The 18545-nt window shown below is 48.4% G+C and carries 16 protein-coding genes; 6 read left to right on the top strand and 10 right to left on the bottom strand.

The genetic code is table 11. From position 1 onward, the window contains the following. Positions 1 to 13: 13 nt before the first annotated feature. From WH37_RS28080 to WH37_RS28065, 4 genes are read right to left on the bottom strand one after another with little or no spacing between them, the layout of a single operon-like run. Complete coding sequence (locus WH37_RS28080; RefSeq protein WP_046233975.1) at positions 14 to 1018, bottom strand: CotS family spore coat protein; 1005 nt, start codon at positions 1016 to 1018, stop codon at positions 14 to 16. A gap of 5 nt (positions 1019 to 1023) precedes the next feature. Further along, positions 1024 to 2274 (bottom strand): glycosyltransferase family 4 protein, encoded by a 1251-nt coding sequence (locus WH37_RS28075; protein WP_046233974.1) that lies wholly within the window; start codon positions 2272 to 2274, stop codon positions 1024 to 1026. Between the two features lie 17 nt (positions 2275 to 2291). Then, positions 2292 to 3230: an NAD-dependent epimerase/dehydratase family protein gene (locus tag WH37_RS28070; RefSeq protein WP_046233973.1), complete on the bottom strand. Its 939-nt coding sequence runs from the start codon at positions 3228 to 3230 to the stop codon at positions 2292 to 2294. After that, the gene (locus WH37_RS28065) at positions 3227 to 4510 is read right to left on the bottom strand and encodes a UDP-glucose dehydrogenase family protein (protein WP_046233972.1); all 1284 of its coding nucleotides are present in this window, start codon (positions 4508 to 4510) and stop codon (positions 3227 to 3229) included. The genes WH37_RS28070 and WH37_RS28065 overlap by 4 nt, the downstream gene beginning before the upstream one ends. A 216-nt stretch (positions 4511 to 4726) precedes the next feature. On the opposite strand from WH37_RS28065, the gene WH37_RS28060 reads away from it, so the two are divergent. Then, complete coding sequence (locus WH37_RS28060) at positions 4727 to 5539, top strand: UTP--glucose-1-phosphate uridylyltransferase (RefSeq protein WP_046233971.1); 813 nt, start codon at positions 4727 to 4729, stop codon at positions 5537 to 5539. Between the two features lie 144 nt (positions 5540 to 5683). Here the strand turns inward: WH37_RS28060 and WH37_RS28055 are convergent, their stop codons facing one another. Together WH37_RS28055 and WH37_RS28050 are read right to left on the bottom strand one after the other, a co-directional pair. After that, positions 5684 to 5938, bottom strand: a complete 255-nt coding sequence (locus tag WH37_RS28055) for a hypothetical protein (RefSeq protein ID WP_046233970.1) — start codon at positions 5936 to 5938, stop codon at positions 5684 to 5686. Positions 5939 to 6210: 272 nt separating this feature from the next. Next, complete coding sequence (locus WH37_RS28050) at positions 6211 to 7668, bottom strand: alpha-L-fucosidase (RefSeq protein ID WP_046233969.1); 1458 nt, start codon at positions 7666 to 7668, stop codon at positions 6211 to 6213. A 126-nt stretch (positions 7669 to 7794) separates the two neighbouring features. Between WH37_RS28050 and WH37_RS28045 the strand changes: the two genes are divergently transcribed. Beyond that, positions 7795 to 8619 (top strand): AraC family transcriptional regulator, encoded by an 825-nt coding sequence (locus tag WH37_RS28045; RefSeq protein ID WP_046233968.1) that lies wholly within the window; start codon positions 7795 to 7797, stop codon positions 8617 to 8619. A gap of 242 nt (positions 8620 to 8861) precedes the next feature. Here the strand turns inward: WH37_RS28045 and WH37_RS28040 are convergent, their stop codons facing one another. Next, on the bottom strand, positions 8862 to 10598 hold the full coding sequence (locus tag WH37_RS28040; protein WP_046233967.1) for an ABC transporter ATP-binding protein: 1737 nt from the start codon (positions 10596 to 10598) through the stop codon (positions 8862 to 8864). Positions 10599 to 10754: 156 nt separating this feature from the next. Here WH37_RS28040 and WH37_RS28035 point away from each other — a divergent pair, with 156 nt between their 5' ends. From WH37_RS28035 to WH37_RS28020, 4 genes are all read left to right on the top strand, one after another. Continuing rightward, positions 10755 to 11858, top strand: a complete 1104-nt coding sequence (locus WH37_RS28035) for an ABC transporter permease (RefSeq protein ID WP_046233966.1) — start codon at positions 10755 to 10757, stop codon at positions 11856 to 11858. A 14-nt stretch (positions 11859 to 11872) separates the two neighbouring features. Continuing rightward, complete coding sequence (locus WH37_RS28030) at positions 11873 to 13384, top strand: ABC transporter permease (protein WP_046233965.1); 1512 nt, start codon at positions 11873 to 11875, stop codon at positions 13382 to 13384. A gap of 146 nt (positions 13385 to 13530) precedes the next feature. Further along, entirely contained in the window at positions 13531 to 15372 is a 1842-nt protein-coding gene (locus tag WH37_RS28025) for an ABC transporter substrate-binding protein (protein WP_046233964.1), read from the top strand. A gap of 94 nt (positions 15373 to 15466) precedes the next feature. Next, positions 15467 to 15934: a hypothetical protein gene (locus tag WH37_RS28020; protein WP_046233963.1), complete on the top strand. Its 468-nt coding sequence runs from the start codon at positions 15467 to 15469 to the stop codon at positions 15932 to 15934. A 21-nt stretch (positions 15935 to 15955) separates the two neighbouring features. On the opposite strand, the gene WH37_RS28015 is transcribed toward WH37_RS28020, so the two are convergent. From WH37_RS28015 to WH37_RS28005, 3 genes are read right to left on the bottom strand one after another with little or no spacing between them, the layout of a single operon-like run. Further along, a complete protein-coding gene (locus WH37_RS28015) occupies positions 15956 to 16732 on the bottom strand; it encodes an ABC transporter permease (protein WP_046233962.1) in 777 nt (258 codons plus the stop codon). Positions 16733 to 16739: 7 nt separating this feature from the next. Beyond that, entirely contained in the window at positions 16740 to 17549 is an 810-nt protein-coding gene (locus tag WH37_RS28010) for an ABC transporter permease (RefSeq protein ID WP_231594399.1), read from the bottom strand. After that, complete coding sequence (locus WH37_RS28005) at positions 17546 to 18418, bottom strand: ABC transporter ATP-binding protein (protein ID WP_046233961.1); 873 nt, start codon at positions 18416 to 18418, stop codon at positions 17546 to 17548. Before WH37_RS28005 ends, WH37_RS28010 begins: the two co-directional genes overlap by 4 nt. Between the last annotated feature and the right edge of the window lie 127 nt (positions 18419 to 18545).

Here is an 18545-nt window from a genome sequence, read left to right as displayed (position 1 = left end):
AGAGGTTTGGTGCTTAAGATTGATTGATAATGCTGCCCCACGATGCAAGCATTTGCTGGCGTTCGCGATCAGTCGTAATTAATGATTTCAGCTTCTGTATCGTTTGGGGGGCATTCCATTCCGTACGTCTGTTGAAGTATTTGCTGGATAAGCCATAGAAGAGATGGGGGAATAACAGATCCGCATAGATGACGCTGCATTCCTCAGCGCTTAAAGGATGAACCTCTCGGTAAGCGCGCAGCATGGATATGGCTTTAGACGAGCTCCATCCATGCTTCTTCATCACCTTGTTGAATATTTTGCGAATATCCCTTGCTGGTAAGTCAAAGGTTAATGAATCCATATCGATGATGGCAAGCCCTTGCCTGGTCTTGATCAAGTTAGCTGCTGCAAAATCCTGATGGCAAAGATTTTTTTGGATGGCCACTTTATTTACCCAATTGGTATAAGGGCTGCCTTGAATAAGGTGCAGTGCTTCTTTGCCTTGCTCAATAAATTTGTCCGCATGAAGCAGATACAGCCTCTCGAATTCGCTGCTGCTCCTCCGGGCCATTCCCTTGAAGCGTTCTAATTGATCGAGATGCTTCGCATAGCCCCGTCCCCAGCTTCCAAGATGCTCCCTTTCATTCGTTGTATAGGCGGATTGAAAACCTCGGGAGGCCAAATGAAATTTTCCAAGCTCTTTCATAATAAGAAGGAGATCCGACGTTACATAGGAGGGCGAATTGCCTTCCGCCGCATCTGATAAGACGTAGCAGTTGCCGCTGCTGTCCTCTGCATAATCATTTCCGTCCTTGGTAGCTACCATGCGAGGGATAGGCGCACCATTTTTCTGCAAATGTCTAATGGCTTGAAGAAGAAAGAGGAGCCTTTGCTTGGAGACGGGCGTCTTTTTCAATATTTTAGTTCCCGTGCTTGTCGCAAGGCTCCAGGTCGCCTTCTTTCCTTTATCCGAAATGAGCTTAATACTCTTCACTTGAAGCGGATATTGGGTCATCAGTCCAGTTATCGTTTGCATAATCGTTACCTGCCCCTTTGCTGAATTCGTTTGATTCCAGAGTGGCGATTAATTTTTTTACGAAGAGGCCGCAGTCTCTTGAGCTTGGATACAGTAAGATTCGATAACCGGGTAGGCTCACTTCTATAGGCGGACATGTAAATTTTATTCAGACGATCCGCTACATGCTGGAAGGTGTAAAATCCTTCGACCATTTTCCTGGCTCTGAACGTCATCGTTCTTGCTTCGTCTCGATAAGTAAGCATATAGTTAATGGCATTGGCAAATGAGTCTGAGCTTGTGTAGTGGCGAACAATATAGCCGTTCCACTTATGTTGAATGACTTCGGCATTGCCGCCGCGATCGGTTGTAATGACGGGGATACCGGCGGCCATCGCTTCATAATGAACGCGAGCGAGCGGTTCCTGCCATTGGGAGCTGCAAACAAATACGTCACCCATTGAAAAATAATTTTGGATTTCGTTAGCCTGAACGAATTTGGTGAATATGACCCTGCTGCGATAAGGCTCAGCCAGCTTTAATAACCATTGTCCATAGTCATCAATGGTGTTATCGCTGAACCATTTACCTCCTACGATAACAAGGACGGCATCCGGATGCTCATCGAGGACACGGCTCATCGCCTGAATGAGCAGGTGAGGCCCTTTCTTGATGCTGAGCCGTCCAACAAACAAGATGACTTTGTTGTTCTGGACGCCGTATTTTTCACGCATTTGATTGCGTAATTGCAAGCCGCGGGTGGTCCAAATGGGGTAATAAGAGTTAGGGTCAATTCCGGAGTAGATCGGCTCTGTTTTATCCTCTGCAGCAGGAACGCGCCTAGTAATCGTTGATTTAATATATTTGCTTACCGTCGTTATTTTGTGTACATATTCCACGCAAAGCTCTGCTTCGATGTCGGATATTTTGTTGAGCTCAAACATTTCATTATGCAGGCTGACGACAAAACGGCTAGTCGGGGAAGCTTCCTTATAAGTCACGATGTTTTTAGGACGATTAAATACATGAACGACATCATAGGCGTGCTCTTTCAATGAACGCGCAACATCCTCAACATAGCTTTCTCTTGGAAAGCGGATATATTTAGTGTCACCACGCGTCTCCCTGTCGGGCAGATCAGCATCGGTAATGGAGTAGATCGTTAATTGATGTTTCTGTGATAAAAAGGGAGTTACTCCGTCCATCATGATTTGGATGGCTCCCCCTCTAACAGCGGGAGAGGGGAGCTTTTCCGTACATATGAATGCCAGTCTCATACGGAGACAGCCTCCTGTCATTTATAAAGGTTGCTAAAATACGCGAGTTCCTTGGCTAATCCGGTTTTTAAACTGATTTTGGGTTCGTATTGCAGAAGACGTCTGGCTTTGGATATATTGGCCCAAGTGTGCATAGGCTCTCCGTGCATGCTGCCACTTGGAGCGATTGCTGCTTTTTTTCCAGTAAGAAGCTCCAGGGTTCGAATAACCTGTATGATAGTAGCCCGCTCTGAACCGCCAATGTTAATGGTTTCTCCTATGACGTGGGGGGCGCTAGCTACAGCGGCGATTGCTTCTACGCAATCACTGATATATGTGAAATCCCTAGATTGCAAGCCGTCGCCAATTAAAGTAATCGGATCATCAGCCAGCAGCTGTTTAATAAAACGATGAAACGCCATGTCGGAGCGTTGACGAGGCCCATACACGGTAAAGAAGCGTAAAATAACGATAGGAACATTTTGGCTATAGACCCGGCATAAATGCTCGCCTGTTAATTTGCTGACACCATAAGGGGCGAGAGGGGCAAGCGGCGAGTCCTCAGATACTTGCCCCATCGTTTCTCCATAAACGGAAGAGGTAGATGCGAATACAAATTTTTTAATCGATGCTTGACGACAAGCCTCGAGAAGCTGCTGAGTAGCAAGAATATTGGATTCAACGTAGCTCTGGAAATCGGTTCCCCAGCTGGAGCGAACACCCGGTATGCCAGCCAGATGATAGATGATATCTACATCTTTAAGCAATTTTTTCCAATCAATGAGGAGCATATTAGTTGTAATCATTTTGAATTGCGGGTGATTCAGAAAGCTATCCATGTTTTTAGTGCCAATCCATTGCAATTCTTCACGAACGAACGCATCAACTCCGATAACTTCATGCTCACCGCTTGCCAGCAAATATTCGCATAGGTGGGATCCGATAAAGCCAGCAGCGCCAGTTACGATGATTTTCATGGGCGACCAACCCCTATATAAGCAAACCCATGTGATTCTATCATTTTCTTGTTCAGGGAATTTCGTCCGTCTACAATAACTGGGTGCCTCATTAGCGTTTTGACCCTTTGCCAATCGGCTTCTAGGAATGAGTCCCATGCAGTGGCGACTACCAGCACATCCGCTTGCTCCACAGCTACATACGGACTTGAGCACCAAATAACGGAAGGAAGCTCGGGGGTTGCAAGCGGGTCGTAAGCATATACCGCATACCCTTTGCGCGTTAGCTTTTTCATTAAAGCAACCGCTTGGGAATAGCGAATATCGTCTGTGTTTTCTTTAAAGGTTGCCCCCCATACGGCAATTCGCGGCGTTTCGGTCCATTCGCCTAAAGCATGGGTTATTTTATTCAGGTAAATGTCTATTTGTGAACGATTGATTTTCTTGACAGCATGCAGCAGATCAAGCTTAACACCCTTAGAGGCAGCCACATAATTCAAGGCGTTCACGTCTTTAGGAAAGCAGGACCCGCCGTAGCCGAGGCCGGCTTGCAGGAATCTGCCCCCAATTCGCTCATCCAGGCCAATTCCCTGCGATACCTCTGTAATGTCAGCATTATAGGCGTCGCAAATCCTGGCGATTTCATTAATGAAGGAGATTTTGGTGGCGAGGAAAGCATTGGAGGCGTATTTGATCAGTTCAGCCTCCAGCTGGTTCGTTAACAGAAACCTCGTTTGAAGGGAGCTATACATGTCTTGGACGATCATGGCAGCCTCACCTCGCTTAGCGCCAATCACAATACGATCAGGATGAACGGTATCCTCGATGGCTGTTCCTTCTCTTAGAAATTCAGGATTAGAGACGATGTCGAATAAATCGGGATCAATCCCTCGCGCCTGAAGCTCTTCTTCAACCCAATCAGCCGTGCCGGGCGGAACGGTGCTTTTCATAATAATGATTTTGTGTGAGCGAATCGTCTCTGCAATAGCGGCAATGACATGCTTGACATAAATCATGTTGGCGCTGCCATTCTTCGCTGAAGGCGTGCCTACTGCAATCATAATGACAGGACAATGAGCCATATGCTTCTTGCTATCCGTATCGAAAAAGAGCGTCCCTTGCTGCTGTTTTTCCGTAATCATTTCGGTTAGGCCAGGCTCGTAAATCGGAATAATCCCTTTCTGAAGCTTGGCAATTTTGCCCGCATCAACATCCGTGCAAAATACGGTATGGCCAATGTCTGCCAGCACAGCTGCTGTTGTTAGGCCAACGTAGCCCGCTCCAGCAATACAAATCTCCATTAATATCGCTCCTCTCGAAATCTACTACTACTACTAAAATATAGATTTTTGTTAAGAATGGTCACGGCTGCTGCATCTATTAAATTAAGATCGTGGTTATTGAATTGGGTTGCCGCATTCGCCTTATTTTCATAGAGGACAAGCTTCAAAATTGATTTTCGCTAATATACTACTAGTAAATATTAGGTGAGCTTCCAGCAAAACGAGGTGATATCAGTGGTATTTAAAGCTATTATTCCTGCAGCGGGATACGGAACACGCAACCTGCCGATTACTAAAGCGATTCCAAAGGAAATGTTTCCTATTAATAGTCGGCCCGTCATTGACTATATTGTTAGGGAAGCGATCAATGCCGGAATAAAAGAAATCTTAATTATTCTCTCTCGCAATAAGACAGAGATTATGGATTACTTTGATCGCTCCATTGAGTTGGAATGGTTTTTAACCAAACATCAGAAAAACAGCATGCTTCAAGGTATAGAGCCGCCGAAAGTTTGCTTTCAATACGTAAGGCAGCCGGAGGCTCTCGGGCTTGGCCATGCTGTTCAGTTAGGACAAACGTTCGTAGGGGATGACCCGTTTGTTGTATTGCTGCCGGATCAGCTTTGCTTGAAACAGCCGCCTCCGCTGCGCAAAATGATTAAGCTGTACGAGCAGTACAAGCGTCCGATTATCGGACTGCAGTCTGTGGAGAAGGAACTTCTGCAAAATTATGGAGTGATTTCTGGAATACAGATTCAAGCCGGAGTGTACCGGCTTACTTCTATTGTCGAGAAGCCTAAAATGGACCCGCCATCCCAGCTTGCAGTCATGGGGAGATATATTTTGACACCCAAAATATTTGCTGCTCTTGATCAATTGAAGGCTAAAGACGGGGGAGAGCTCCAGCTAACAGATGCGCTGAATGATCTCTGTCAGAAAGATGCCGCGTTTGGCTATGTTTTTAAGGAGAAATGGTATGATACAAGTATTGAAAGCGAATATATTCATGCACAGTATCATGCTTACAAAATGAACAAGCAGTCTTAAAAGAGGGGAAAGAAAACCTTCAAACAAAGCTGATGAAGCGTTGTTTGAAGGTTTTCTTTGATCTTTTGTTCTTTTTTTGCGCAAATGAGAAAAGTCGCCTTCATATAAAAGGCGACAGTTGGTCCAAGCATGTGAGCTGCTTAGTTATTTACTCGTAATCGTCATCCGAGTTTTTTTTGTATTGCTCAGCCTGGTTGCATTGACCACGCGAGTGGTGATGGTGGCCGTGCGAACGGTGATGGTGACCATGCGAGTGATTGCCTTTTGAACGCTCGCCGCCAGTACGGTTGCCACAAGTGCAGTTGCTACCAGTGTGTTTACCTCCAGTGCGATTGCCGCCAGTACGGCTGCCACCAGTGTGTTTACCTCCAGTGCGATTGCCGCCAGTACGGTTGCCACCAGTGCGTTTACCTCCAGTGCGGTTGCCGCCGGAACAGGATGATGATCTGAAGTTTGACATGTGCAAACCTCCCTTTCTTGTATGTATTACAATATATGACTGAAATCTATTTTCCGTAACGAGGCATTTGATTGTTTTTATAGTCTAATAGTCTTCATATATCAGGCAGCTAGTAAAGGTTTATACAAAAGTAAAAAAAGTGCCCTTTTCTTTGGTAGAGTGATGTTTGACTAGAACACATCACCCAAAGAGAGGGCACTTATATGGAATCTTAATCTACTGTAATTTTCAGTACAACCGGATACAGGCTGCGAACGTCATTCGTCTTCACGACTAGCGCCTCATCAGTCCGCTCCCAGACGGGCTGCTCCTCAAAGCCAAGCACCTCGACCTGCTGAATAATGCCTTGGAAATCATGGGATTTCTCTTTCAGCGATGTAATTTTAACCTCGCCGTCCTCTGGATAGACGAGCACGGTCGCATACAGACAGCTTCCCTTCACCGTAAAGCGGATATCCTGCGGAGTGAAGATTTTGCTTTTGCCGTCAGTAAATTGTCCCTCTGCAACCTTCGTCGGTCCTTCCCCGTAAGTACGCCAGTAGCTCGTATCATAGATTGCCTCGCCGTTCGTCTCAAGCCATCCTCCGATCGCGAGCAAAATGTCTTGATCCTCCTGTGGGATCGTACCATCAGCTTTAGGACCAACATTCAGCAGCAGATTGCCGTTTTTGCTGACGATATCGACCAAATCTTGAATGAGCTCAAGCGGCGATTTATAATCATTGTTAGGCGTATAGCTCCATGAGTTTCGGGCAACAGCGGTATCGGTTTGCCAGTAATACGGCTTCAGGTCGGCGAATTGTCCGCGTTCCACATCTGGAACGGCGCTGCCGAGCATATAGGCGTCATGCTTATAGTTAATAATGCCCCCGAAGCCAAGCTCAGCGGATTTATTGTAATAATATGCCGCTAGCTTTTTCAAATACGGCTTGAACGAGGCATGCTGAATCCACCAGTCAAAATATAAAACTTTCGGCTCATAATTATCGATCAGCTCGCAGCAGCGAATGAGCCAGTCCTCCATATATTCATCCGTCGGAGGGGATTCATACAAGTTATGATGATCCGGCTCAGGCATGGAGGGCCAGTAGAAATCGCCGCACTCAAGCGGTTCTTGGATATCGGATTCGAACTCCTTGCCATGCGACAGGAAAAACCAATGCTCCGCACGGTGGGAAGAGACGCAGAAGGTCAAATTCTTTTGTTCAAAAGCGGTTTTCATTTCATTCAGCAAATCCCGTTTAGGTCCCATTTCAAAGGCGTTAAAGCGGGAAACGGCGCTTTTGTACATTTGAAAGCCGTCATGATGCTCCGCAACGGGCATGACATATTTTGCTCCCGAGCGCTGGAACAGGTCAGCCCATTCCTCGGCATCAAATTTTTCAGCCTGAAACATGGGGATAAAATCCTTGTAGCCAAAGTTTTTATGCTCGCCATAGGTGGCAAGGTGATGCTCATATTCCTTGCTGCCCTGGATATACATATTTCGCGGGTACCATTCGTTGCCGAAGGCTGGAACGGCGTACACGCCCCAGTGAATGAAAATGCCGAATTTAGCTTGCTTATACCAAGCCGGAATCTCAAAATCGCCGAGGGATTGCCAATCATCACGATAAGGGCCCTGCGCAATTGTTGCGGCTATTTTGTTCAAATAATCTTGTTTATTCATGGTTTTTGTTACCGTCCTTTCCGATTTGAAATCTACATGGCTATTCTAGCAAGCGCTAACAAGATTAAGAATGTGGGACACTAACTTTTATTTGTATAAAATTAACCATGGAAGCGGGTTTGCCCCATGAATGCTCATTCCTTGCTCGCTTATTATTTGTCCCATATGCAGGTCGAGCTATTTATCGCCCATCATAATACGGTCAGTACCGAATGGCGTGATCTCGATTTTACGCCGGATTACAGCAAGTTTTATTTCATCGAGCATGGCAGCGGCTGGGTCAAAATCGGCGATGAGGAGTATTCACCTGCTCCAGGACAGCTTATCCTGATGCCGGAGGGCGTGCCTCAATCGTATTCGTCTATTGACGGGAGTGCCACATACCGCAAATATTGGTGCCATTTCAGCGCCAAAGTTGGGGAAATCAACTTGTTCAAGCTGCTGGATGTGCCTTATCTTTGCGCGGCTGCTGATCAGGAGCGGGTACGGACGATTTTTGCCGAACTGGTGCATTATGCGAACGATCAGACGATCTACGCCAAGCTGCTTGCAAAAGCGAAGCTGCTGGAGCTGTTTTCGTTGTTCATTATGCAGCAGGGCGAGGAGAGCATCAGCTTGAAGAATGCGGCTGCCACTCAGCGGCTGACGGAAATTTTGAGCTATATCCATATGAATAGCAGCAGCGACATCACCATTCATGACCTGGCAAAGCGAGCGTGCCTGCATCCGAACTACTTTATAAGGATGTTTAAGGAGCAAATGGGCGTACCGCCGATTCAATACATCGCTCGTTTAAAAATCGAAAAAGCGAAGGAGCTGCTGGCCGATTCTTCGTTAAGCATTAGCGAGGTTGCCGAGCAAGCGGGCTTTAATGACCTGTTTTATTTTTCAAAGCAATTTAAGAAAATCGCTGGCCTTCCTCCAACGGAGTTTAGAAAACAAGGACCATAAAGGATCATAGAGGCCGAGAAAACAGCTTGATCTTCCCAATCTTCTCAATTACGGATATCGTTTCCTGATGCAGCAAATAATAAAGCGTCGCAACTTATGAAGTTAAATAGGGATAGAACGTTGTTTCTGTGAAAAAAAAGAACGCTGAACAGCCAGCGCCTGCCGTCTATCTTTCGGCAGCGCTGGCTGTTCATTTTTTAAACCTGTGTTAGCTTATTCTGTTCTAAAGCTTATTTGTAAGTCTAAGCTCCTGCAACGGCAACAAAATGCCCCGGCTTCACTTCAATAAAGGAAGAATGCTCCAGCCCGTATGGATCGGCTTTGGATGCCTCCGTATGCGGCAGGAGTCGTTTCTTCGACTCAATAGCTGGATCAGGAACCGGGATGGCCGCGAGCAGCGACTTCGTATACGCATGGAGCGGATTCGTATATAGCTCCTCGCTTTCAGCCAGCTCAACGATTTTGCCCTTATACATAACCGCGACCCGGTCGCTAATATGCTTAACCATGGACAGATCATGGGCGATAAACAAGTAAGTCAAGCCAAGCCGCTGTTGAAGCTCCTCCAAGAGCTTCACAATTTGCGCCTGAATCGAGACGTCGAGAGCAGACAGCGGCTCGTCGCAGACGATAAATTCCGGCTCGACCGCCAGCGTACGGGCGATGCCAATACGCTGCCGCTGCCCGCCGGAAAACTCATGCGGATAGCGGAGGGCATGGGAGGCGTTCAGCCCGACCAATTCGAGCAGCTCCTCTACGCGTTTGAGACGGTTCGTCTTGCCCTTCGTCATGCCATGAGCGTCCAGCGCCTCGCCAATAATATCGACAATGCGCAGGCGTGGGTTAAGCGAAGCATAGGGATCTTGAAAAATAATGCCCATATGCCGCCGCATTTGCTTCATCTCTGCCCGATTTAAATGCTGGAGCGGTATTCCCCGGTACAGCACTTCCCCGCCTGTCGCTTCGTTTAACCGCAATATCGTGCGGCCTGTCGTCGACTTGCCGCTGCCCGATTCGCCGACAACGCCAAGCGTCTCGCCAGCTTTAATATCAAAGCTCACATTGTTAACCGCCTTAACGATTTGGCCTTTGCCGAGGTCAAAATGCTGCCGCAAAGAGCGCACCTGCAGCAGCGGAACATTGTCCTCCGGACGGGATAGCAACGGCTTCGGCTTGGGCTTCTTTTTCTCATCCAGACGCGGCAGGGCGTGAAGCAGCTTTACTGTATACGGATGCTGTGGACTTTCGAAAATTTGCTCCGTCGTGCCGGTCTCCACAATTTCCCCATCCTTCATGACGACTACGCGGTCGCACATCCCTGCTACAACGCCCAAATCATGCGTAATCAAAATAATGGACGTTCCAAGCTGCTGCTGCAATTCCTTCATCTGCTGCAAAATTTGCGCCTGAATCGTTACGTCCAGTGAAGTCGTAGGCTCGTCTGCGATGAGCAGGGAAGGCCGGCAAGCGAGGGCGATCGCAATCATAACCCGCTGCCGCATGCCACCGGAAAATTCATGAGGGTATTGATAATAGCGGGACTCGCTATTCGAAATGCCAACCATGTCCAGCATCTGGGTTGCCGCTTTCCGGGCTTCCTGCTTGCCGAGCTTGCGATGCTTGATTAAGCTTTCTTCAATTTGCCGGCCGATGCGCATCGTCGGATTAAGCGAAGACATCGGGTCCTGAAAAATCATGCCGATATCCTTGCCGCGTATTTTCTCCATTTCGTGCTCTGATTTATGGGCGAGATTATCGCCTTGAAATAATACCTCGCCGCCTTTGACTATAGAGGGGGGAGAAGGGAGCAAACGCATAATGGTGCGGGCGGTTACGCTTTTGCCGCTGCCCGATTCGCCTACGATGCCGAGCGTCTCTCCTTGCTTCACTTCAAAGCTTACACCGCGTACCGCTTCAACCTCTGAATCGCGAGAAAAGAAGGAAACGGACAAATTATTTACTTGTAATAATGGTTTCATATCGTCACCTGCAATGGATTAGTTTTCCTTAGGGAAAATATTAAATGCAAATCATATTTAGTAGAATGTTGACATTTTGTATTCCTTAAAATAAAATCTACTATATCCATCGGAATAATGCAATTAAAATTGCTAGAGTAAAAGGGGCGGACATGCTTGACGGGGCAAGATTTGAAAATAGGAAATGGCATCACAGACCTAACGGCTGCTGTCTATCGTAAAATGCTTCAGCATCCAGCCTACAGGCTGCTGCTGCTTATCGCAGGCGCACCCGTATCCGCGTTCGTATTCGCGGTTTATTTATATCGTAAAGCCCGGTTTGGCTATCGCCGGCTTGAGGAAGAGACGAGAGAAGAGCTGCTGCAAGCAGGCAGCATGGACAAGCTGCTTGCGGAGGCGCTGGATCAGATACAGCGCAAGCAGCGTTTTTTCGGTCAGTCGCCCAGCGCAGTCAAAACGGAGCAGGAAGCGAGGCGAATCGCTGCCGCTAAATTTAAAGAGCAGCTTGCCACCCGCGTATTGGAACGTCTGACAGAGAAGCAGCAAGGGAAGCTGACGTTTAGTGATACGTTCCACTCTCTGCTCAAGCGGCCCGCGTTTTTCGTACTGTCGCTGATTTCTGGACTACTGATCGTCTCGACGCTGATCGCGGTATTGATTGCTTTGCCAATCGGCATTATTTCGGCAACGAGGCCAGGTTCCTTTTTCGACTACACCTTTATGTTCATTGCTTTGCTAGGGCTGTCGATTCCGAATTTCTGGCAAGGATTGATTTTTATTTTGAATTTCTCGATCAAGCTATCCTGGCTGCCAGCTACTTATAATCCACAAAATGCGCTGTCGGCGATTATGCCGATCGTCGTTCTAGGTACAGGCCTGACGGCGGCGGTTGCGCGCATGACCCGCTCTTCAACGCTGGAGGTTATCCATGATGACTATATTACGACCGCCAGAGCGAAAGGACTGGCCCGCCGGCAGGTCATTTGGAAGCATGCTGTAGGCAATGCGCTCATTCCGATTATTACGGTTATTGGACTGCAATTTGGCGCGATGCTTGGCGGGGCGGCAGTGACGGAGAAGGTGTTCAACATTAGCGGGATTGGGAGCTATATTGTAGACAAGCAGTTTATTCCGGATATCCCGGCCATTATGGGCGGCGTCGTCTACACAGCCATTACGATATCGGTTATTAACGTTATTGTGGATCTGCTTTACGCCTTTTTTGACCCTAGAATTCGCTCCAAAATGAAACAATACTAAAGCAGGTGCTATCCATGTCCAATGATTTCATAAATAAGCAACAAATTCGTTTTAAATTAAAATCTAGCCTGGAGTACAGCCAGGCCAGCTTCGCGGGCATTGTTTCCCTCGCTTTGGCGCTTGTGCTGCTGCTCAGCAGCTATACGCCTGCTGACGCCTCATTCAAGCCAACTGGACTTGCCATAAGCGCTGCCTATTTTGGTTTTGCGCTGCTGCAGCTTGCGGTATGGGCGTTCATTCGGCGCGATTTGCTTAAAGAAGGCGGAGAGCTTGGCCGCTTGACTAGAGCGCTTGGCTATGTGCTGCTGCTCAGCTTGGTGACGGTGAATGTGTTTATTGCTACCGCAGCATTCCAGCTCATTAAACGGAAGAAGAGCGCTGCTTATACGCTTGCTGTTTATACTTTGCTGACTACGGTGCTTGTGTTCGCCGTCTCTGCTTTAAATCTGTTCAAGCCTTATGTCGCGAATACGTTTTTGCTCGGCATGCTGTTGCTGCTCATCTCAGCGGTTATCCAGCTTGCAAGCCTGCTGCTTGTTGCCAAATACGCTGACAAGGCGGAATTGCCGCGCTGGATGTGGCTGGTCGCCTTGATCCTAATCGCAACGGCAGTGAGCGGCAATCTGTTTGCTCTGTTCCTCGGCTTGCTGCTTATCGCCAAGCTCCGAGATCGAAGCTTTACATCCGGCTCACGGGTGAGCAATGTGGTGGAGCGGCTGTCCAGAAGCTCAACGTCGATGCTGGGACTGCTCTTTATTTTGTTCCTGCTGACCTTGTCGGTCACCAGCTATTTGATCTTTGATTATGGACTGGCTATCGATAATAATTATGGAGCGATTTTGCAGCATCCAAGCCTCGCTTATCCGCTGGGTACGGACAATTTCGGCCGGGATTTGCTTTCACGCATCGTATTTGGAGCCCGAATCTCGCTGCTAGTCGGCTTTTTATCTACACTCATTCCCGTCTTAATCGGCGGTGTGCTGGGTGCGGTGTCCGGCTATTATGGCCGCCATGCGGATAACATTATCATGCGTGCACTGGATGTGTTATACGCCATTCCCGGTATTTTGCTGGCTATCGCGATTATTGCCGCTTTTGGCGCCAGCACGACTAATTTAATATTGGCGCTGAGTATCGGCGCTATTCCGACCTATGCCCGTACGATGCGGGCGAATGTGCTGCTCGTATCGACGCTCGAATATGTACAGGCCGCGCGGGCTTTCGGCTCAGGCGACCTCGTTATTTTGTTCAAGCATATTGTGCCTAACGCTATCGCTCCTATGATTGTGAAATCGACGCTTACAATAGGCACAGCTGTCATTTCAACAAGCAGCTTGAGCTATCTCGGTTTGGGAGTCGAGCCGCATATACCGGAATGGGGCAATATTTTGCGGCTGGGCAGCGCCTATTTGGAAACCCACGCCTATACGGCGATATATCCGGGGCTTGCGATTATTGCGCTCGTGCTATCGTTTAATTTTCTCGGCGACGGCCTGCGGGATACATTAGATCCGAAGCTGGATTAGGGCAGCGCTAAAGCTGCAATTGCAACTGTATTTGCTGTAACCTCATTCATATTCCATCCAAAGCTACGTTACGAAACGATGTATTGGCGATGTACGAATGTGAGTTAACTTATAGACTATAGATTATTACAAGAGGAGAGAGAAACATGAAACACAAAAGAAAGCTATTTTCACTTATTCTGCTCAGTCTGGCTATTATGCTGAGCGGCTGCACATTGACGACGAAGGATGAGGCTGCAAGCTCGCCGCAAGCGACGGAGGGCGCAGAGGCAGTTGTTGACAGCAAGCCGGTTGATATTGAATTGCTCGGAATGAGCAGCAATGAGACGGATCTCAACATTGTACGTGACCAGCTGGTGAAAAACGGCTTTAACGTTAAGCTGAACATTCAAGCGGATTACGGTACTTTTAAAGCGCAGCAGGATGCTGGCAACTATGATATAGCGTTGTCGAGCTGGACGACAGTAACGGGAAATCCGGACTATGCGGTTCGCTCGCTGTTTAAAACCGGCGGTGACTATAGCATTATGAGCGATAAGGACATTGATGCCCTCATTGATACGGCTTCCACACAAACACCGGATCAATACACAGAAACGTATAAACAATTGGAGCAAAAGCTCGTTTTTGACAACGCCTATATTGCTCCGCTTTACAGCTCGCTTAAGTCGCAAGCATTCAATCAGGAAGTGCTGAACAAGGACAGCGTTCGCCTATCGAAGTCTAGATCGCTCCCGTGGGAAGAGCTGGATTTTAAAGACGCATCGAAGCGCAATACGGAAGCGTTGGTGCTGCAATCGGCTATGGCGACCTTGACTTCGCTTGACCCGATTAAAGGCAATGATGGCTCCATTAACATTATCAACACGAACCAATACGTGCGCCTGCTGAACCTGACCGATGACGACAAGCTGACGGCAGAAGGCTCATTGTCGTATAACTTTGCGATTGCCGAAGGCAATTCCGATTATTATTTCATTTTGCGTGATGATATTCATTTTGCGGAAATTAAAGACAAGCTCGTTGCCGATTCTGGCGAGCGTGTAGGCGCCGACGACGTTATTTTCTCGCTGGATCGCGCCAAAAATAAAGATTCCGTTCCTGACCACCGGACGTATACCCTGCACGAGCATATTAAAAATGTCGAGCTGGTTACTGATCCGGCAGCGCTTGAGTCTGTAAAGCTGTCCAGCGGCAGCGATAATGTGAAAAATGAACTGGAAAAAGGGCTCGATGCCAAAATTTCCGAGCTCGTGTCGGATAAGGCACAGGCAAATAGCAAGGAAGGCAAGTACCAGGTTGTGAAGCTGACAACAACGGTGCCATTCCCGCAAGTGCTGAATTATTTGGCCCACCAATCTGCGGGTATCGTATCCAAGAAGCAGGTAGAAAAAATTAATACGTACGATGTAGCCAAATTCGATGTGAACAAGGATATTCCTTACGGCGACCAAAACACGGTAACCGAGGGCAGCCAGTACAACAATACGCTGTACACAAGCGGACCTTACATCTTGGCTCACAAAAACGACTATGAAGCTGTCTTCTATAAAAACCCTGGCTACATGAAGGGCACGAAGCATGAGCCGAAAATTACATCGATTAAAGTTCGCTTTATTAAAGATGCCGATAGCGCATTGTCCGCACTGCGCAGCGGCGAAATTCATCTTTATTACAGCGTGCCTGAAACGAAGTTTGACATCGTGAAGGGCGACAGCAAGCTGGCGCTCCAGACGATTCCGAGCAACGCGGCTTCGTACCTGCTGTTTAATACGAAAAACCGTCCAGTTGCAGAAAGTGCAGATTTGAGAAAAGCTGTGCTTTACTCGATCAATCAGGATGAATTTTTAGCCTATTACGGCGGCAATAAATTCAAAGCGATTTCTACGCTTAGCCCGCTCGTGAAAACAGGCCTAGAGCTGAAAGCTGATTCGGCAAAAGTAAAAGAGTTTTTGAACGCCTACCAAGCAGGCGCAACAGCTAAATAATAGAAAGAGATTGCCCCCCTCCTTCGTGATGGCCGGGGCAATCTCTTTACTCATATAAGGACAAGTATAGGCACAAATAAAGGAGATGTATTTGATGGATGCAAAGACAGGAACGGTTATTAAACTATCACAGTGGGATGCGCTATTGCTGGAATCGCTTAAGTCCTATGGCTGGACGGATGAACAATTGATCCGCAAGGTGCATGCGGGCGATTTTCCCGAGGACACGAGCCCCTTTCAATTTGACTACAGCGTATTAAATGCTTTAGCCAGCAGCGATGCGGAGCTTTTTGCACAGGCTGTGACCGAGGGCTATCAAATTAAATACAATACGATTCGCGGCATTCACAGCTGGCTCAAGGTTGCCTTCAAGCAGGAGGCGGAGCTCCTATTGGAGTCAGGCAGCGAAGCGGTCCATGCATGGCTGACGAACGATGAAGCTGATCGGCTTGCCGCAGTGCTTTCTTACGGTTGGTCGTTGTCCAGATTGGATGGTGCAGCCCCCCATGCCTCCGACGCTGCTGGCCGTGATGCCTATCGCATTTATCCGGCGGCCGATTAACTAGCTATTTATACAACAGCTCTACGATCCGGTTGAGCGGTAGCGCCGAACGCCGATTTGCCAGATGAGCAGACAAGGCACAAGGAAAAGCAGTCCTGCCAGCGGCAGAAAAGCATATATCGGGTTTTCCTCGCGTCCGAGTATGTATTGCAGCGGCAAATAGTTGGCACAGCCGAACGGGATAATAAAGGTGAAAAATTGCTGAATGCGCCTATGGTAGATGCTCAGCGGATATTGCGTCATTTCCCGCCCGCCATCGGTCAAAATATTGGCGATTTCAAGTCCCTGTACGGTCCAGAAGCTAAACGAAGCGCACAAAATAAAGATGCTGGCAAAAATAATGACGCCGCTGGCTTCCATCAGCACGAGCGCCGTTATTTTGAGCGGCGACCATGCGATGTCCAGATTCATGATCGCCCAGATGAGGACCCCGGCTCCGAGCAGCAGACGCCCGACGCGGGAAAATTCAAATTTGGAGCCCAGCACCTGAATAATGGTGCCGCGCGGCCGAACGAGCAGCCGGTCGAAATCCCCGCTGACAACTAGCGAGGAGAACATATCAAACCCGCGTGCGAAGCATTCGGTAATTGAGAAAGCCATATGCGTCACAGCAAAGCACAGCAGCACCTCGTAAAAGCTCCAGCCCTTCATGTCCCCGAAACGCTCGAACATGAAATATAGCCCGGTAAATACAGTAAATGGCGTTAAGCATTGTCCAAGCACAAGCAGCAGAAAAGAAGCGCGGTACTCCATTTGCGCTTTGAACAGCAGCAGCATGTATTTAAAATAAAGCGTCATCGCCGCATCAGCCTCCTTGTACAACGACGCGTCGCAGCGCCTTGTTCATCGCGATTTTGCCAATGAAAATAAGGGCGGCGAGCCACAGTAGTTGAAACAGCAGCCCCGCTCTGGCATCCAGCGTGGAAATGTTTCCGGTGTAGACGCGAAACGGGAAGTCAACGGTCCAGTGGAAGGGAAGAGCATAGACGATCCGCTGCATCCAATCCGGCATAAGCGGCACCGGAATAATCATTCCGGCGAAAAACTCGCCAAACACGCTGAACATCAGCAAGGAGCCGGCCGGTGACATCGTAATAAATACTGAAATATAAATGAGCATAGAGATAGCTACGATCAGGAACAAGCCTATGATAAGCGAGCAGACGAATAGGAGAAAGGCGGCAAAGTCAGGTGGCAGCTCAAGCCTGTAGGGCTGTGGCAGAAAAAAGCTCACCAGCAATATCGGCAGGCAGCGAAGCAAAGCGCTGGACAGCCGCTGGGCGAGCAGCTTTGCATACCAGAGGCCATAAATGCCGCTTGGCCTGCACAGCTCATAGGCAATATTGCCGCTTGTAATGAGCTGAAACAGCTCATTGTCCCGCAGCCATAATACGATGAAGGCAAGGAACGCTTGCTTGAGCCAGCAATAGGCGACAACCTCGGAGAGGCTCATTTGTGGTGCGGCTGCACTGGTCTGGGCATAAAAGGCTTCAAACACCATAATGAAAATAAAGCCGAAAAAAAACTGCGTCCCGATGCCTGCATATGCGGCGGCACGGTATTGCAGCCCGTTGCTGAGCCGCAGTCTGAGTACGGCGTAATAAGGTTTTATCATAGCGCGTACTCCTTATACATTTGCACGACAATGTCTTCGATGGACAGGCTGCCTGTAGAATGGCCCTGTTCAGACGTTGAAGCGGATGCCTGCTGCAGCTGTGAAGCTTCTGCCGCTCCGCTTTTGCTGCCATAACGGCTGCGTAGTCCTTGCACGGTGCCGTCATAAAGCAGCTTCCCTTTGCCGATGAGCAGCAGGCGGCTTGCGAGTGCTTCAATATCATTCATATCGTGGGTCGTCAAAATGACGGTAACGCCTTTTTCTTCATTGATCGTTTTAATGAACTGCCTGACGGCGATTTTGGATACGGCATCAAGCCCAATCGTCGGCTCATCCAGAAACAGCAGGCTGGGGCTATGCAGCAGCGAAGCGGCAATTTCACAGCGCATTCGCTGTCCAAGACTGAGCTGGCGAACGGGAGTATGCAGCAGCGCTTGTAAATCCAGCGTTTCCACGAGCAGTGCCAGAGTAGATCGATATTCCAGCGGAGGAATGCGATAGATGTCGCGCAGCAGCTCGAAGGAGTCCAGGACCGGAACGTCCCACCATAGCTGCGAGCGCTGTCCAAACACGACGCCGATATTTTTTACATATGAAACGCGATCCTTCCAAGGGGTGTACCCCATAATCGAGCATGTCCCGCTATCTGGTACGAGAATGCCGCTCATCGTCTTAATCGTCGTCGATTTTCCGGCGCCATTCGGGCCAATGTAACCGACAATTTCGCCGGAGCCAATCGTAAATGAAATATTCTGCAGCGCCTCCACCACCGTATATTCCCTCCGAAAAAGCGATTTTACCGCATGCGCCAATCCCGGCGGCCGCTTCGACACCAGGAAGGACTTGCTTATTCCGTTAACCTCAATCAAGTGCTTTCCTCCTCACGTTGTTAAAATGACAGGGAGAAGATAGTATCATTTTATGGGAAGCGCTGTCAAACTAATTTTTTTATTGACTAGGATGTGTATACAAACGGGAGCCCTTCCTGCTACTCCT

Origin of the sequence: Paenibacillus algorifonticola (assembly GCF_000971975.1) — a bacterium.
Taxonomy (GTDB): domain Bacteria; phylum Bacillota; class Bacilli; order Paenibacillales; family Paenibacillaceae; genus Pristimantibacillus; species Pristimantibacillus algorifonticola.
Note: the sequence above shows the minus strand (reverse complement) of the source record. Positions and strands in the feature narration are given on the sequence as shown.

Bases quoted from the DNA above. Each gene is read 5' to 3' on its own strand.
- WH37_RS28080 (WP_046233975.1), bottom strand. From the start codon at position 1,018: ATGCAAACGATAACTGGACTGATGACCCAATATCCGCTTCAAGTGAAG.
- WH37_RS28075 (WP_046233974.1), bottom strand. From the start codon at position 2,274: ATGAGACTGGCATTCATATGTACGGAAAAGCTCCCCTCTCCCGCTGTT.
- WH37_RS28070 (WP_046233973.1), bottom strand. From the start codon at position 3,230: ATGAAAATCATCGTAACTGGCGCTGCTGGCTTTATCGGATCCCACCTA.
- WH37_RS28065 (WP_046233972.1), bottom strand. From the start codon at position 4,510: ATGGAGATTTGTATTGCTGGAGCGGGCTACGTTGGCCTAACAACAGCA.
- WH37_RS28050 (WP_046233969.1), bottom strand. From the start codon at position 7,668: ATGAATAAACAAGATTATTTGAACAAAATAGCCGCAACAATTGCGCAG.
- WH37_RS28045 (WP_046233968.1), top strand. From the start codon at position 7,795: ATGAATGCTCATTCCTTGCTCGCTTATTATTTGTCCCATATGCAGGTC.
- WH37_RS28040 (WP_046233967.1), bottom strand. From the start codon at position 10,598: ATGAAACCATTATTACAAGTAAATAATTTGTCCGTTTCCTTCTTTTCT.
- WH37_RS28030 (WP_046233965.1), top strand. From the start codon at position 11,873: ATGTCCAATGATTTCATAAATAAGCAACAAATTCGTTTTAAATTAAAA.
- WH37_RS28025 (WP_046233964.1), top strand. From the start codon at position 13,531: ATGAAACACAAAAGAAAGCTATTTTCACTTATTCTGCTCAGTCTGGCT.
- WH37_RS28020 (WP_046233963.1), top strand. From the start codon at position 15,467: ATGGATGCAAAGACAGGAACGGTTATTAAACTATCACAGTGGGATGCG.
- WH37_RS28015 (WP_046233962.1), bottom strand. From the start codon at position 16,732: ATGACGCTTTATTTTAAATACATGCTGCTGCTGTTCAAAGCGCAAATG.
- WH37_RS28010 (WP_231594399.1), bottom strand. From the start codon at position 17,549: ATGATAAAACCTTATTACGCCGTACTCAGACTGCGGCTCAGCAACGGG.